The 14,078-nt window shown below is 59.6% G+C and carries 12 protein-coding genes; 7 read left to right on the top strand and 5 right to left on the bottom strand.

Annotated features, from left to right (window positions below; all coding sequences use genetic code 11):
• Nucleotides 1-3 precede the first annotated feature (3 nt).
• Nucleotides 4-264 carry a hypothetical protein gene (locus AC1DWM_RS00760; RefSeq protein WP_223520817.1) on the top strand — a complete coding sequence of 87 codons (261 nt, stop codon included), beginning with the start codon at nucleotides 4-6 and terminating at the stop codon, nucleotides 262-264.
• 88 nt (nucleotides 265-352) lie between these two features.
• Nucleotides 353-1,246 carry a LysR family transcriptional regulator gene (locus AC1DWM_RS00755; RefSeq protein WP_477794428.1) on the top strand — a complete coding sequence of 298 codons (894 nt, stop codon included), beginning with the start codon at nucleotides 353-355 and terminating at the stop codon, nucleotides 1,244-1,246.
• Here the strand turns inward: AC1DWM_RS00755 and AC1DWM_RS00750 are convergent.
• The 5 genes from AC1DWM_RS00750 to AC1DWM_RS00730 all read right to left on the bottom strand — a co-directional run bounded on the left by AC1DWM_RS00750 (nucleotide 1,212) and on the right by AC1DWM_RS00730 (nucleotide 6,656).
• The gene (locus tag AC1DWM_RS00750) at nucleotides 1,212-1,826 is read right to left on the bottom strand and encodes a GNAT family N-acetyltransferase (protein WP_223520821.1); all 615 of its coding nucleotides are present in this window, start codon (nucleotides 1,824-1,826) and stop codon (nucleotides 1,212-1,214) included. The two genes, AC1DWM_RS00755 and AC1DWM_RS00750, sit on opposite strands and share 35 nt — an antisense overlap.
• 14 nt (nucleotides 1,827-1,840) lie before the next feature.
• Nucleotides 1,841-4,096 carry an Orn/Lys/Arg family decarboxylase gene (locus tag AC1DWM_RS00745; protein ID WP_477794427.1) on the bottom strand — a complete coding sequence of 752 codons (2,256 nt, stop codon included), beginning with the start codon at nucleotides 4,094-4,096 and terminating at the stop codon, nucleotides 1,841-1,843.
• A gap of 286 nt (nucleotides 4,097-4,382) precedes the next feature.
• The gene (dnaQ, locus tag AC1DWM_RS00740) at nucleotides 4,383-5,141 is read right to left on the bottom strand and encodes a DNA polymerase III subunit epsilon (protein WP_477794426.1); all 759 of its coding nucleotides are present in this window, start codon (nucleotides 5,139-5,141) and stop codon (nucleotides 4,383-4,385) included.
• A gap of 211 nt (nucleotides 5,142-5,352) precedes the next feature.
• Entirely contained in the window at nucleotides 5,353-5,805 is a 453-nt protein-coding gene (gene rnhA, locus AC1DWM_RS00735; RefSeq protein ID WP_008028618.1) for a ribonuclease HI, read from the bottom strand.
• A gap of 92 nt (nucleotides 5,806-5,897) precedes the next feature.
• On the bottom strand, nucleotides 5,898-6,656 hold the full coding sequence (locus AC1DWM_RS00730; RefSeq protein ID WP_223520826.1) for a methyltransferase domain-containing protein: 759 nt from the start codon (nucleotides 6,654-6,656) through the stop codon (nucleotides 5,898-5,900).
• Between the two features lie 65 nt (nucleotides 6,657-6,721).
• Here AC1DWM_RS00730 and gloB point away from each other — a divergent pair, with 65 nt between their 5' ends.
• From gloB to AC1DWM_RS00705, 5 genes are all read left to right on the top strand, one after another.
• Entirely contained in the window at nucleotides 6,722-7,489 is a 768-nt protein-coding gene (gene gloB, locus AC1DWM_RS00725) for a hydroxyacylglutathione hydrolase (RefSeq protein WP_223520828.1), read from the top strand.
• A 99-nt stretch (nucleotides 7,490-7,588) separates the two neighbouring features.
• The gene (locus AC1DWM_RS00720; protein WP_223520831.1) at nucleotides 7,589-9,031 is read left to right on the top strand and encodes a transglycosylase SLT domain-containing protein; all 1,443 of its coding nucleotides are present in this window, start codon (nucleotides 7,589-7,591) and stop codon (nucleotides 9,029-9,031) included.
• A gap of 298 nt (nucleotides 9,032-9,329) precedes the next feature.
• On the top strand, nucleotides 9,330-11,162 hold the full coding sequence (locus AC1DWM_RS00715) for an extracellular solute-binding protein (RefSeq protein WP_223520833.1): 1,833 nt from the start codon (nucleotides 9,330-9,332) through the stop codon (nucleotides 11,160-11,162).
• Entirely contained in the window at nucleotides 11,159-13,000 is a 1,842-nt protein-coding gene (locus AC1DWM_RS00710) for an extracellular solute-binding protein (protein WP_223520836.1), read from the top strand. Before AC1DWM_RS00715 ends, AC1DWM_RS00710 begins: the two co-directional genes overlap by 4 nt.
• 4 nt (nucleotides 13,001-13,004) lie before the next feature.
• Nucleotides 13,005-14,078: a microcin C ABC transporter permease YejB gene (locus AC1DWM_RS00705; protein ID WP_223520838.1), complete on the top strand. Its 1,074-nt coding sequence runs from the start codon at nucleotides 13,005-13,007 to the stop codon at nucleotides 14,076-14,078.

Here is a 14,078-nt window from a genome sequence, read left to right as displayed (position 1 = left end):
CAGATGGCAGCAGTACTTGTCGGTCAGTTCCACGCAAGAGATGCGGAAGGCCGCGTTTATTCCGTGCATGAGTTCCAGGAATCCATCCCGTCGGCAGACGGTTTCGGCAGCACGGAGCCTGTCACCACCTACAAACTGGCCATTGGCGACCGTATCAAGAAACTGGATGACAACCAGTTTCTGCTGGTTCAATCGGAAGTGACCATCGTGCGCGAACCCGACACGTTTGTCGGCAGCGTGCCAGTAGCCACCATCGCGTCATAACCCCGCGTTATGAGCACAAGTCATGGGCGCGCACTTGAGTTAGGATTCAGTCACTGATTCCCTCACCTGCCGAACATGGACTTCACGCATGCGTTTACGCCACATCGAAGTGATCCACGCGCTTGTGCAGACCGGTCACCTGGGCACCGCTGCCGAATGGCTGCAGTTGCCGGTGGCCGAGGTTGAAGGCATTTTGCGCGAGGCCGAGGGTCAGTTGGGTTTCATGCTGTTTTCCAGCGTGCGCGGACGCTTGCAGGCGACCCGCGAAGCGCGGGAGCTACAGGTCGAAATCGCCCACGTCTACGAAGCGCTTGAACCCGTTCAGCGCCTGGCTGCCAGCCTCAAGCAATACCAGGCACCGCCCCTGCGCATCATCTGCACCCCGCCGTTGGCCCAACAACTGTTGCCTCAGAGCATCGCCGTCCTGCGCCGACGCCTGCCCGATGCACCTTGCAGCTTGCTGAGCCACCCGACCCGCGAGATCATCAAAACCCTGTTGTTGCGCGAAAGCGATCTGGGGTTGAGCCTGCAGGATCCCGACCACGCCGACATCCATTGCCAGATGATTGCCCAAGGCAAGCTCCAGCTCTTGGCGCCCCATGGCTGGCTGCAGCCCAAGCAGAAATACATTTCGTTGCAGGATCTGGCGGGCCAGTCGATGGTCGGCCTGGAAGGCCACGACCCGCTGAGCCCGGCACTCGAGAACAAATTGCAGGCCTTGCGCCCGGCCCCGCTCGTGCATATCCGGGTGCAGACGCATCAAATGATGCGCAGCATGGTCGAGGCCGGTGAAGGCCTGGCGATTGTCGACCCGTTTACCGCCCTTGGCGCCAAATCCAGCGGACTGGATGTTTGCCCGCTGGCGCCGGCAGTGCCGGTCAGCCTCTACGCCCTGACCCTGAAAAACGGCGAACCATCCGCCGCCGTTCAGACACTGCTGGACATCATTACGGAACAAGCCGCGGCGATGCTCGCGAACTGAGCGGGTTTTCCGGCGAGTTATAGAACAAGCGATACCAAAACAGCGCCACTTCGGCGGTGTTCGGATCGATCCCGCGATAGCGTAGATGATCGATCCCGCCAATCACATAACCACACCGCTCATAAAGCCGACAGGCGCCCAGGTTGTTGTTCTGGGTTTCGAGCATGATGCCCGGCAGTTTTTTCTTGCGACTCCAGAACTGAGCCACGTCCAGCAGCGCTTTGGCCACGCCATGGTGCCGCGCCGGGGCATGCACCGCCAGCTCGTCGATATGGGCAAAGCCGTTCCAGTTGGTGCTGACCACTAGATGGCCGACGGGCTCATCATCGAGATAGGCCATGAAAATCGCACTGTCGGCGGCGTCGCGAAAACTGCTGAACTCTTCAGGGTCGATGCCGTAACACTTTCGATAAGGGGTGATCGGCGTGATCGGCCACTGCTCGACCGGTTTGCCCATTTCGGCAGCGCCATAGGCGGCGACTTCAAAGCTGAAATCACTGCCCCAGATATAGGCCGCGAAGCCGTCATCGGCGACACGCACCGAAAGGCCGGGGTACTTGGGATTAATGACAGGTTGCATACTGGGAAAGGTCCTCATTCCTTGATGCAATCGACGGTGTAGTGCCGTCCATTGCCCTCGTCTTCGTGTTGCAAGCCATGCACATCGACGACGAATCCTGGGAAACTGCTATCAAACGTGCGTGCAAATGAAAGGTAGTCGATGATTGACCGGGTCGCCTCTGTGAACCGCTCGCCCGGCATGATCAACGGAATGCCCGGCGGATACGGAACCAGCATCACCGCAGCGATCCGCCCGTCCAGCGCATCGATCGACACCGCCTCTACCTCGCCCCGCACCAAATGATCATAGGCGTCGGCCGGCTTCATGACGATTTCCGGCAGCACGGTGTACATGCGCTTGAGGTGTTTGGCCGTGGCATTGCTGCGATAGCAGGCGTGCAATTGATCGCACAAATCGCGCAAGCCCATGCCTTGATAACGCCCGACACTCTGTTGCGCCACACAGGGCAGGCAGGTTGCAAGGCTGACGTTGGCATCGTAGCTGCGCTTGAACTCCAGCAACTCGGTCAACAGCGTGCTCCATTTGCCTTTGGTGATGCCCATCGAGAACAGCACCAGGAACGAATACAGCCCGGTCTTTTCGACCACCAACCCGCGCTCCCAGAGAAATTTACTGACCACGGCCGCCGGAATCCCGCGCTCACTCAGCGCACCGCCTGCGGTCAGGCCGGGCATCACCAGGGTGACTTTGATCGGATCGAGCAACACGTAATCGTCGGTCACGCCGCCAAAGCCGTGCCAGTCGGCATCGGGTTGCAGCAGCCAGTCTTCGGTGACCACGCGATCGATGCCTTCCACCGACGGCGGCTGCCAGATGGAAAACCACCAGTCATCCGCCGCAATGTGCTGCCGCAAATTGGCCAGGGCGCGACGAAAACTCAGGGCCTCGTCAAACATCTCCTGCAATAGCGAACGCCCGGACGGACCCTCCATCATCGCCGAGGCCACGTCCAGCGACGCAATGATGCTGTATTGGGGCGACGTGGAGATGTGCATCATGAACGCTTCGTTGAAGCGGTCGCGGTCCAGTTGCCGTGCGCCACCGTCCTGAACATGAATCATCGAGGCCTGACTGAACGCGGCCAACAGCTTGTGCGTGGAATGCGTGGTGAACACCAGTGGACTGTCTTCGCTGCGCGTAGTGCCCATACCGTAACGCCCGGCGAAAAACTCATGGAACGCCGCGTAGGCGTACCAGGCCTCGTCGAAATGCAGCACCTCGACGCTGTTGCCCAGGCTCTGCTTGATCAACTCCGCGTTGTAGCAAAGGCCGTCATAGGTCGAGTTGGTGATGACCGCTAATTTGACCTTGGGCGCGAGACCTTTGGTCAGCGGGCTGGCGTCGATCTTGGCCTGGATCGACTCGCGGCTGAATTCGCTCAACGGAATCGGGCCGATGATCCCCAGTTCGTTGCGCTCCGGGCACAGGTACAACGGGATCGCGCCGGTCATGATGATCGAATGCAACACCGACTTGTGACAGTTGCGGTCCACCAGCACGAGGTCATCGCGGGCGACCATCGAATGCCAGACGATTTTGTTGGCAGTCGAGGTGCCATTGATCACGAAAAAGGTGTGATCGGCGCCGAAATTGCGCGCGGCTCGCGCTTCCGCTTCGGCCAGCGGACCGGTGTGATCGAGCAAGGAACCCAATTCGGGAACCGACACGGACAAATCCGAACGCAGGGTGTTTTCCCCAAAAAACTGGTGAAACGCCTGCCCGACCGGGCTCTTGTGGTACGCCACGCCACCGCCGTGGCCAGGTGTGTGCCAGGAATAATTGGAATCGGCGGTGTGTTGCACCAGCGCCTTGAAAAACGGTGGCAGTAGACAGTCCAGGTACTTGCGTGCGGCCCGGGCCACTTGCCGGGCCAGGAACGGCACCGTGTCTTCGAACAGATAAAGAATGCCGCGCAACTGATTGAGTTCGGCCATCGCATCGGCGGGCGCGTTTTCCAGCGTCACTTGTTCGCCGAGGGCGAAGATCGGCAGGTCCGGCGCACGCACTCGCGCCAGGCCGATCAACTCGGCCATGTTTTGCAATAAATGCGAGTCGGTACTGGCGTCTTCAGCGGCAATCAACATGCAAGAGAGGCCGTGATGGGTCGATGCGACCAGCCGCCCTTCGGTGTAATCCACCGCCGAAACAATGCTGAAGCCTTCCTGCTCCAACTCCCGGGCGATGCCCCGCACGCGATCACCGGCGACGGTGTCGGCCTTGATGTCGCGGTGGACGATCAGGACCGGGAACTTCAAATCTTTATACATGGGCTCAGTGTCCTGAGGCGGCAGACCGCAGCCTGCCAATACCCTCAGGGTAGAGGGTTGATGCGGATGTGGCGAGTGCCGATGCCCTGAAGTGGGTCAATTGATGCACGCTAATGTCGCAAGCGAACACGACCTGTAGCAGCTGCCGAGCACCGCGAGGCTGCGTTCGGCTGCGTAGCCGTCGTAAACCCAGAGAACGCGGTATATCTGAAACACCGTAGTGTCTGGTTTCACGCCTGCTTCGCAGCCGGACGCAGCCTCGCGGTGCTCGGCAGCTGCTACGGATTCAGGCCTGCGCCTTGGCATCCGCCAGTTGCTGCCACAGCGACGGGGCGCCGGCGGCTTTCGCGATGGCTTCAAGACGCGCCACATGCTGGGCCAGGTCATCTTCGCTGGCGCGGATGATGCGGGCGCGCGTGCGGTCGGCCGGCAAGCGGCGGATTTCGGTGGCCGAGTTATCCGCACCTTCGCCGGAGCCATTACCGTCGGACGCATTACCGGCCAGCGACAGGCTGGTCTGGCCGCCGGTCATGGTCAGGTAAACGTCAGCCAGAATTTCGGAGTCGAGCAAAGCGCCGTGCAGCTCTCGACCCGAGTTATCGACGCCATAACGTTTGCACAAGGCGTCGAGGCTGTTGCGCTGCCCCGGGTGACGTTCCCGGGCCATCATCAAGGTATCGAGGATCGAGCAGTGTTGCGTGATGTCCGCACGATCTTGCTGGCCCATCAGGGCGAATTCGTTGTTGATGAAGCCAACGTCGAACGCCGCGTTATGGATGATCAGTTGCGCGCCTTTGATGAACTCGAAGAACTCATCGGCCACTTCAGTGAAACGCGGTTTGCCCACCAGAAATTCGTTGGTGATGCCGTGGACGCCGATGGCGCCTTCGTCACTCTCGCGATCCGGTTGCAGGTAAACGTGAAAATGCCGGCCGGTCAGGCGCCGACCGATCAACTCGACACAACCGATTTCGATAATCCGGTGGCCGTCGGTCACCGGCATGCCGGTGGTTTCGGTATCGAGTACAACGGATCTGGTGGCCATCAGTGCTCAGCTCTCAACGGGTCATTCGTGCAAAAGCGGCGATGTTAACACGCTCGCCGGGGTGATTCAGATAGACCGAGTCGCGGCCATCGCGAGCAGGCTCGCTCCCACACGGGATCTCCATTGTTCGAAAATCCCCTGTGGGAGCGACGGTGCGACGATTCGACCTGCTCGCGAATAGCTGCGCCTCGGTCAAACTGACCTATTGAAATCAAGCCTGCTTATACCCGCGCACTTCATCCACACCCCGGTTGGCCAACTGGTCTGCCCGTTCGTTACCGTGGTGACCGATGTGCCCCCGCACCCATTTCCAGGTGACGTTGTGGCGATTGACCTGCTCATCCAGCAACTTCCACAAGTCGGCATTTTTAACCGGCTCTTTCGCCGCGGTTTTCCAGCCGCGCTTCTTCCAGTTGTCCATCCATTCGTTGATGCCTTTCATCACGTACTGGGAGTCGGTCACCAGCAGCACGTCGCACGAGCGCTTGAGCTCTTCGAGGCCACGAATAGCACCCATCAGCTCCATGCGGTTGTTGGTGGTGTTGGCTTCGCCGCCCCACAATTCCTTTTCAACGCCTTTGCACACCAGCAGTGCGCCCCAGCCGCCAGGGCCAGGGTTGCCTTTGCAGGCGCCGTCGGTGAAGAGTTCTACGCTATCGCTCATGCCAATCTATCCAGAAAATGCGGTGGCTCGACGATCAAAGATCGACGATGCCCGAGGCCGGGACTGACCCGACCGGGAATATTAAAAAGGTATTACGGGTCGATGCGGCGACGATTGACCTTGGCCATCGGCAAGGGAATCAGCTTGCCCATCGGTTCGCGCCGTTCCTGACGAAGTGGACGCAGGCCCACCACGATCTTGCGTGCCACCAATAAATAGAAACCGCCGCCCGACAGTTGCCAGTCGCCGGCCTTGCGCTCCCAACCGGCCAGACGGGCCTGCCAGGCGGGTGAAGCAAGCGGCGGACGATAGCACCCGAAGCGGCGTTTCTCCAGCGCGAAACCCAGCAGGTTCAGCCAGTCGGCGACGCGCGACGGCGAAATGCAACGCGCCTTGCGCATGGCGTCATGGGTGAACACATGGCGCAAGCCCCAAGTGCTCCACGGATTGATGCCGATGATCAGCAAATGCCCGCCGGGCCGCACGCTACTCGCCGCTTCGCGCAGCAAACCATGGGGCGACAGACAGAAATCCAGCCCATGCTGCAACACCACAACGTCAGCGGCGTGCTCGCTCAACGGCCAGGCCTGTTCTTCACAAACGATTTCGACACCGGGCAACGGCGCACCGAGCCGCACATTGCGCTGCACTTGGGGCGCCGACGGCGGCGTCTGGGCCGACGGACCGTAATGCACCAGATAACCGCCGAAGAAGCGCCCCAACTCGTCTTCGAGCATGCGGCGTTCTTCATCCAGCAAAAATTGCCCGATAGGGCCGGACAGCCATTCACGGGCCGCGCTGATCAATGTCAGCCACTCGGGGTCAGCCTGAGCGAACGCTTTATCGGTCATTGCATTCTCCAACGCGCCAGGAAGTTCTAAGATGCACCATTGTTTTCCGCTTGGCGAATCCGACGATGATACAGATCAGTGCCCTGCCCGCCTTCACCGACAACTACATCTGGTTGTTACAAGACCACCGCACCCAGCGCTGCGCCGTGGTCGATCCGGGTGATGCCGCCCCCGTGCAGGCCTGGCTTGCAGCGCATCCGGGTTGGGCATTGAGCGATATTCTGATCACTCACCACCATCATGACCACGTCGGCGGCGTCGAGCGGCTGAAAAAAGCGACTAACGCGAAGGTCTATGGCCCCGCCAGCGAAACCATCCCGGGCCGGGACGTGGCGCTCAAGGACAACGACCGTGTCAGCGTGCTGGACTGGGACTTCGATGTTTTCGCCGTCCCCGGTCATACCCTGGGGCACATTGCCTATTACCATCATGGCCTGTTGTTCTGCGGTGACACCCTGTTTGCCGCTGGTTGCGGACGGTTGTTCGAAGGCACGCCCGAACAAATGCACACCTCGCTGACACGCCTGGCCGCATTGCCGGAAGATACGCTGGTGTATTGCACCCACGAATACACCCTGAGCAACCTGAAATTTGCTGCCGCAGTGGAGCCTGACAATCCGGAAATCGCCGCTCGCCTGGCCAAAGTAACCCAGCAACGTGAAGCCGGGATCATGACCTTGCCGTCGACGCTGGCCCTGGAAAAGCTCACCAACCCGTTTTTACGCGCTTCTGAAACATCTGTTAAAGAAAAAGTGGACGAACGGATTGGCCCCGATAACCGGGCACCGAGTAAGGTTTTTTCTGCTTTAAGGGCTTGGAAAGATACGTTCTAAGCCGTCTTCGTTTTGTAATGAAAATACTGAATGGTTGACCGCAGGGGGGACGCTTTCTAGAATCGACCGACATTTTTGCCCGGAACTTACTTCCAGCCAATGTCGTCATCTATTAGTAAAGTCATCAATTCAGACGCATTGACCCGCTTGGCTCAAGCCATAGCGGTGGCTGTGTCCGCCACTCTGGCGGGTTGTTCCAGCCATGTGCCGCAGACCGACGCGACACATACCCCGAATATCGCCGCCCGCGCCAAACAGAAGCCCATTTGGCTCAGTGAAAAGCCAAGCCCTCTTGCCGCACAGGACGTCTGGGAGCGCATGCGCCTGGGCTTCCAGTTACAGGACGGCCTGGGCGTCAACCCGCGCATCGAGCAACAGCGACTGTGGTTCGCCAGTAACCCGTCCTTCCTCGAAAACGCCGGCGAGCGCGGTAGCCTGTACATTCACTACATCATCGAACGCCTTGAAGAACGCAACATGCCGCTGGAACTGGCGTTGCTGCCAGTGATTGAAAGCTCCTACAACCCGATGGCTTATTCCCGGGCCAACGCGGTGGGTCTTTGGCAATTCATCCCTTCCACCGGCCGTTACTACAACCTGCGCCAGACCAGTGCCTATGATGGCCGACGCGACATTACTGCATCGACCACCGCAGCCCTGGATTACCTGACCCGCCTGCACGACATGTTCAACGGTGACTGGATGCTCGCCCTTGCCGCCTACAACGCCGGCGAAGGCACGGTCAGCCGCGCTATCGAGCGTAACGAAAGGCTCGGCCTGCCGACCGACTACTGGAACCTGCCACTGCCGTCGGAAACCCAGGCCTACGTGCCCAAGCTGCTGGCCTTGTCGCAAGTGGTAATGGCACCCGAAGCCTACGGCGTGAACCTCAACCCGATCGCCAACGAGCCGTATTTCAAGGTCGTCGAAATCAACCAGCGCATGGACCTGTCCACAGTTGCCGCGGTGGCCAACATCGACGAAGACGAACTGTTTCAGCTCAACCCGGCGTTCAAACAGCGCACCACCCTTGACGGCCCCCAGCATCTGCTGGTGCCCACGTCCAAGGCGCAGTTGTTGACCACTAGCCTGTCGACCATGCGTCCGGAAGAGTTGATCAGCAAGAAGCCACTCAAACCAGTCTTCGAAGGCGCAGACGGCTCTCAAATCGCCAGCGTCAAGCGCACTTACCGGGTCAAACGCGGCGACAGCCTCGGCACCATCGCCAAGGCCAATGGCGTCGACGTCAAAGACCTGCAGCGCTGGAACAAGCTGACCGGCAAGAACCTCAAGTCGGGTCAGAAGCTGGTGATCCATGACACCACCAAGCGCGGTAGTGGTCGTGTCAACACGGTCGTGGCCGCCAACAGCAAAGCCGACCAAAAGAAGCCACAGACCCAATACAAGGTTCAGCAAGGCGATTCGTTGTACATCGTCGCCAAGCGCTTCAATGTCGAGATGCAGCATCTCAAACGCTGGAACCCGCGTGTCGGCAAGGCGCTGAAGCCTGGGCAAGTGCTGACGGTATCTTCGCCACACTAAAAAGAACCCCTGATGTCAGGGGTTTTTTTTCGCCTGAAGCTTGCCAAAACCCCTGTAGCAGCTGGCGAAGCCTGCGTTCGGCTGCGAAGCAGTCGTAAAACCTGAGTTTGCGGTCTTCCTGAAACACCGCATTGCCTGATTACGCGACTGCTTCGCAGCCGAACGCAGGCTTCGCCAGCTGCTACAAGGGCCGCGCAAGCTCAATTAACAGTGCATTAACCCCCTGTCTTTTTCCTGTCGATACAAGCTGTTACTGTACGGACCATAAAGCCCAAGCCGCCTGGATCGGATCTCTGACTTGAAGCGTCCCCTCCTTCTGCTCCTGATCAGCCTGGCCTTGAGCTCTCCCGCAAGCGCGACGATCAGCGAAAGCCACGGTTATGCGCAGTTCGGCACGCTCAAGTACCCGGCCCGATTTACCCACTTTGACTGGGTCAACCCGCAAGCGCCCAAGGGCGGCACCTTGCGGGTGATGGCGTTTGGCACCTTCGATACGCTCAATCCTTATACCTTCAAGGGCTCAAGCCCGGTCTCGACGCCGAATTTCCTGCAATACGGGATCAATGAGCTGAATGAGCCGCTGATGGTCGGCACCGGCCAGTACGCGCCGTCCGGCGACGAGCCGACCTCCAGTTATGGCCTGATCGCCCAGTCGGTGGAATACAGCGAGGACCGCAGTTGGGTGGTGTTCAACCTGCGCCCCGAAGCGCGGTTCCACGATGGTTCGCCGATTACTGCGAAGGACGTCGCGTTCTCCTACCGTCTGTTGCTCAAGGAAGGTCATCCACAGTACCGGACCAATCTTCAGGAAGTAGCGCGGGTCGATATTCTCAACCCGCACCGAGTTCGATTCGTCTTCAAGCGCACCGGTAACCCGTTGTTGATCCTGCGCTTGGGCGAATTGCCGGTCATGTCTGCGCAGTACTGGAAAGGCCGCGATTTCAAGGCGACCACCTTCGAGCCACCCTTGGGCAGCGGGCCGTATCGCATCACCTCAGTGACGCCTGGGCGGCAGATTGTTTTTGAGCGGGTCAAGGACTACTGGGGCAAGGATCTGCCGGTCAATCGCGGCAAGTACAACGTTGATCGCATGGAGGTCGAGTTTTACCGTGACAGCGATGTCGCCTTCGAGGCGTTCAAGGCCGGCGAGTTCGACGTTTACATCGAGCACCAGGCCAAGAACTGGGACAACGGCTACAACTTCCCGGCGGTCCGTCGCGGCGACGTGATCAAAGCGCAGATCCCGCATCAGATTCCGACCCAGAGCCAGGGCCTGTTCATGAACACCCGGCGCCCGACCTTCGCCGAGACCAAGGTCCGCGAAGCGCTGGGGCTGATGTTCGACTTCGAGTGGACCAACCGCACGCTGTTCAGCGACGCCTACAAGCGCACCCTGAGTTACTACCCCAACAGCGAATTCTCTGCCACCGGCCTGCCGGTCGGTCATGAATGGCTGATGCTCAAGCCGTATCGCGAACAGTTGCCCGCCAAACTCTTCACCGAGCCGTTCAGCCTGCCGCAAACCGACGGCCGCGGCATTCCAAGGGAAACCCTGCGAAAGGCCCTTGGACTGCTTGCCGAGGCCGGCTGGAAGCTCAATGGCCAGCGTGTGCAGAACGCCGCCGGTCAACCGCTGCAACTCGAGATCCTGTTGGTCAACCCGAACCTGGAACGCATCCTCCAGCCCTACGTCGAGAACCTCGCCAGCATTGGTATCGACGCGCGACTGCGCACCGTCGACCGCGCCCAGTACAAACAGCGCCTGGATCAGTTCGACTTCGACATGATTTTGATGACCCTCAACCAGACCCTCAGCCCGGGCCTGGAGCAGTGGCAGTATTTCCATTCCAGCCAGGTCGGGATCAAGGGCAGTAAAAACTACGCCGGTATCGCCAACCCGGTGGTCGACCATTTACTCGAACAACTGCTCGCCGCCCAGAGCCGCGACGAACAAGTCGCCGCCGGCAAAGCCCTCGACCGCGTGTTGCTGTGGCAGCACTACAGCATTCCCAACTGGTACCTCAATTATCACCGCCTGGCTTACCGTAACCGGTTAGCCTTTGTCACCACGCCGCCCTACACCCTGGGCCTGAGCGCATGGTGGCTGAAGTCTTCGGAGAAAGATCGATGAAACCCGTACGCGCCCTGCTGTTGCAGGCCAGCGGTTTGCTGTTCGCCGGGCTGGCCTGTGCCGCCCCGCAACACGCCGTGACCCTCTACAACGAACCGCCAAAGTACCCCGCTGACTTTAAACATTTCGACTATGTGAACCCGGATGCGCCCAAGGGCGGGATCTTTCGTCAGGCCGGTTTCGGCGGCTTCGACAGCCTCAATCCGTTTATCAGCAAGGGCGTTCCGGCCGACGACATCGGCATAATCTACGACACCCTCGCCAGACAAGGGCTGGACGAGCCGTTCACCGAATATGGCCTGGTGGCCGGCCAGATAGAGAAAGCCCCGGACAACAGCTGGGTGCGTTTCTACCTGCGCCCTGAAGCGCGTTTCCACGATGGCCATCCGATCCGCGCCGAAGACGTGGTGTTCAGCTTCCAGATGCTGACCAAGGACGGCGCGCCGCTCTATCGGGGTTACTACAACGACGTCGAGGAAGCGGTCGCCGAAGACCCGCTGACCGTGCTGTTCAAGTTCAAGCACACCAATAACCGTGAGTTGCCGCTGATCCTCGGCCAGTTGCCGGTGTTGCCCAAGCATTGGTGGGCCGACCGCGATTTCAACAAGGGCAACCTTGAGATACCGCTGGGCAGTGGCCCGTACAAAGTCAGTCAAGTGAAGGCCGGGCGTTCGATTCGCTATGAGCGGGTCAAGGATTACTGGGGCAAGGACTTGCCGGTCAATCGTGGGTTCTACAACTTCGACGTGATGACCACCGATTACTACCGCGACAACACCGTGGCGCTCGAAGCGTTCAAGGCCGGGCAGTTCGATTACTGGCTGGAGATGACCGCGAAGAACTGGGCAAATGCTTACAACGTCCCGGCCGTCACCGAAGGCCGCTTGATCAAGGAACAGATCCCCAACGGCAACACCACCGGCATGCAGGGTTTTGTGTTCAACCTGCGCCGCCCGTTGTTCCAGGACGTGCGCGTGCGTGAGGCCCTGGCGTTGCTGCTGGACTTTGAATGGACCAACAAGCAATTGTTCAACAGCGCCTACGCGCGCACCCGCAGCTATTTCGAGAATTCGGAAATGGCCGCCACCGACCTGCCGGATGCCGATCAACTGGCGATCCTCGATCCGTTCCGCGGCAAGATCCCTGAGCAAGTGTTCAGCGAGGCGTTCCAGAACCCGGTGACCGACGCCAGCGGCATGATTCGCGACCATCAGCGCAAAGCCTATCAATTGCTGCAAGAGGCCGGCTGGCGGATCGTCGATGACAAAATGGTCGATGCCACCGGCAAACCGGTGACCATCGAGTTTCTGTTGGCGCAGACCGAATTCGAGCGGGTACTCCTGCCGTTCAAGCGCAACCTCAGCGACCTGGGGATCGACTTGGTGATCCGCCGGGTCGACGTCTCGCAGTACATCAACCGCGTGCGCTCACGGGACTTCGACATGATCGTCGGCAGCTTTCCGCAGTCCAGTTCTCCTGGCAACGAACAGCGCGAATTCTGGATGTCGGCCGCCGCCGACAAACCCGGCAGCCGCAATTCCATGGGCCTGAAAGACCCGGTGGTGGACCAACTGGTCGAGCAACTGATCAACGCCGATTCGCGCAAAAGCCTGGTGGCGCATGCCCGGGCACTGGACCGCGTGCTGCAATGGGGTTATTACGTGATCCCCAACTGGCACATCAAGACCTGGCGCGTGGCGTACTGGAACCACATCGGCCATCCTAAAACCTCACCCCTGTACGACATCGGCACAAACACGTGGTGGATCAAGCCAGACGCGAAACCTGCGATAGAAGTCGAAACCATACTGCAAGCCTCCCCTGCGGCCACGGAGTAATCAGATGCTGGCGTATATTTTTCGGCGACTGCTGCTGATCATTCCGACCTTGTTCGGCATTTTGCTGATCAACTTCGTGATCATCCAGGCCGCTCCCGGCGGCCCGGTAGAGCAGATGATCGCCAAGCTCGAAGGCTTCGAAGGCGCCACCAGCCGCATCGCCGGTGGTGGTGCCGAAGTGTCGGTGGCCGGCTCCGCCTATCGCGGCGCCCAAGGCCTGGACCCGGCGCTGGTCAAGGAAATCGAGCGCATGTACGGCTTCGACAAGTCGGCACCGGAACGCTTGTGGATCATGGTGAAGAACTATGCGTCTCTGGATTTCGGCGACAGCTTCTTTCGCGATGCCAAGGTCATCGACCTGATCAAGGAAAAGATGCCGGTGTCGATCTCCCTCGGGTTGTGGAGCACGCTGATCATGTACCTGGTGTCGATCCCGCTGGGGATCGCCAAGGCCACGCGACACGGCAGCCACTTCGATGTCTGGACCAGCTCGGCGATCATCGTCGGCTACGCGATCCCGGCGTTCCTGTTTGCGATCCTGCTGATCGTGGTGTTCGCCGGCGGCAGCTATTTTGACTGGTTCCCGTTGCGCGGGCTGACATCGAACAATTTCGATGAGTTGAGCATGGGCGGCAAAATCCTCGATTACTTCTGGCACCTGGCCTTGCCGGTGACGGCGCTGGTGATCGGCAACTTCGCGACCATGACCCTGCTGACCAAAAACAGCTTCCTCGATGAAATCAACAAACAGTACGTGGTCACCGCCAAGGCCAAGGGCCTGACCCGTCATCGTGTGCTTTACGGCCACGTGTTCCGCAACGCCATGTTGCTGGTGATCGCCGGGTTTCCGTCAGCGCTCATCGGGATCTTCTTTACCGGATCGTTGCTGGTGGAAGTGATTTTCTCCCTCGACGGCCTCGGCTTGATGAGCTTTGAAGCCGCGATCAACCGCGATTACCCGGTGGTGTTTGGCACGCTGTTTATCTTCACCTTGATGGGCCTGGTGGTGAAACTGATCGGCGACCTGACCTACACCTTTGTCGATCCGCGCATCGACTTCGAAAGCCGGGAGCATTGA

It is taken from the genome of Pseudomonas sp. P4_C8 (assembly GCF_056401975.1).
This window is presented reverse-complemented; position numbering and strand designations above follow the sequence as displayed.

Excerpts from the sequence above, each read along its gene's own strand:
- AC1DWM_RS00760 (WP_223520817.1), top strand. The coding sequence starts at position 4 with ATGGCAGCAGTACTTGTCGGTCAGTTCCACGCAAGAGATGCGGAAGGC.
- AC1DWM_RS00755 (WP_477794428.1), top strand. The coding sequence starts at position 353 with ATGCGTTTACGCCACATCGAAGTGATCCACGCGCTTGTGCAGACCGGT.
- AC1DWM_RS00750 (WP_223520821.1), bottom strand. The coding sequence starts at position 1,826 with ATGCAACCTGTCATTAATCCCAAGTACCCCGGCCTTTCGGTGCGTGTC.
- AC1DWM_RS00745 (WP_477794427.1), bottom strand. The coding sequence starts at position 4,096 with ATGTATAAAGATTTGAAGTTCCCGGTCCTGATCGTCCACCGCGACATC.
- dnaQ (WP_477794426.1), bottom strand. The coding sequence starts at position 5,141 with ATGGCCACCAGATCCGTTGTACTCGATACCGAAACCACCGGCATGCCG.
- rnhA (WP_008028618.1), bottom strand. The coding sequence starts at position 5,805 with ATGAGCGATAGCGTAGAACTCTTCACCGACGGCGCCTGCAAAGGCAAC.
- AC1DWM_RS00730 (WP_223520826.1), bottom strand. The coding sequence starts at position 6,656 with ATGACCGATAAAGCGTTCGCTCAGGCTGACCCCGAGTGGCTGACATTG.
- gloB (WP_223520828.1), top strand. The coding sequence starts at position 6,722 with ATGATACAGATCAGTGCCCTGCCCGCCTTCACCGACAACTACATCTGG.
- AC1DWM_RS00720 (WP_223520831.1), top strand. The coding sequence starts at position 7,589 with ATGTCGTCATCTATTAGTAAAGTCATCAATTCAGACGCATTGACCCGC.
- AC1DWM_RS00710 (WP_223520836.1), top strand. The coding sequence starts at position 11,159 with ATGAAACCCGTACGCGCCCTGCTGTTGCAGGCCAGCGGTTTGCTGTTC.
- AC1DWM_RS00705 (WP_223520838.1), top strand. The coding sequence starts at position 13,005 with ATGCTGGCGTATATTTTTCGGCGACTGCTGCTGATCATTCCGACCTTG.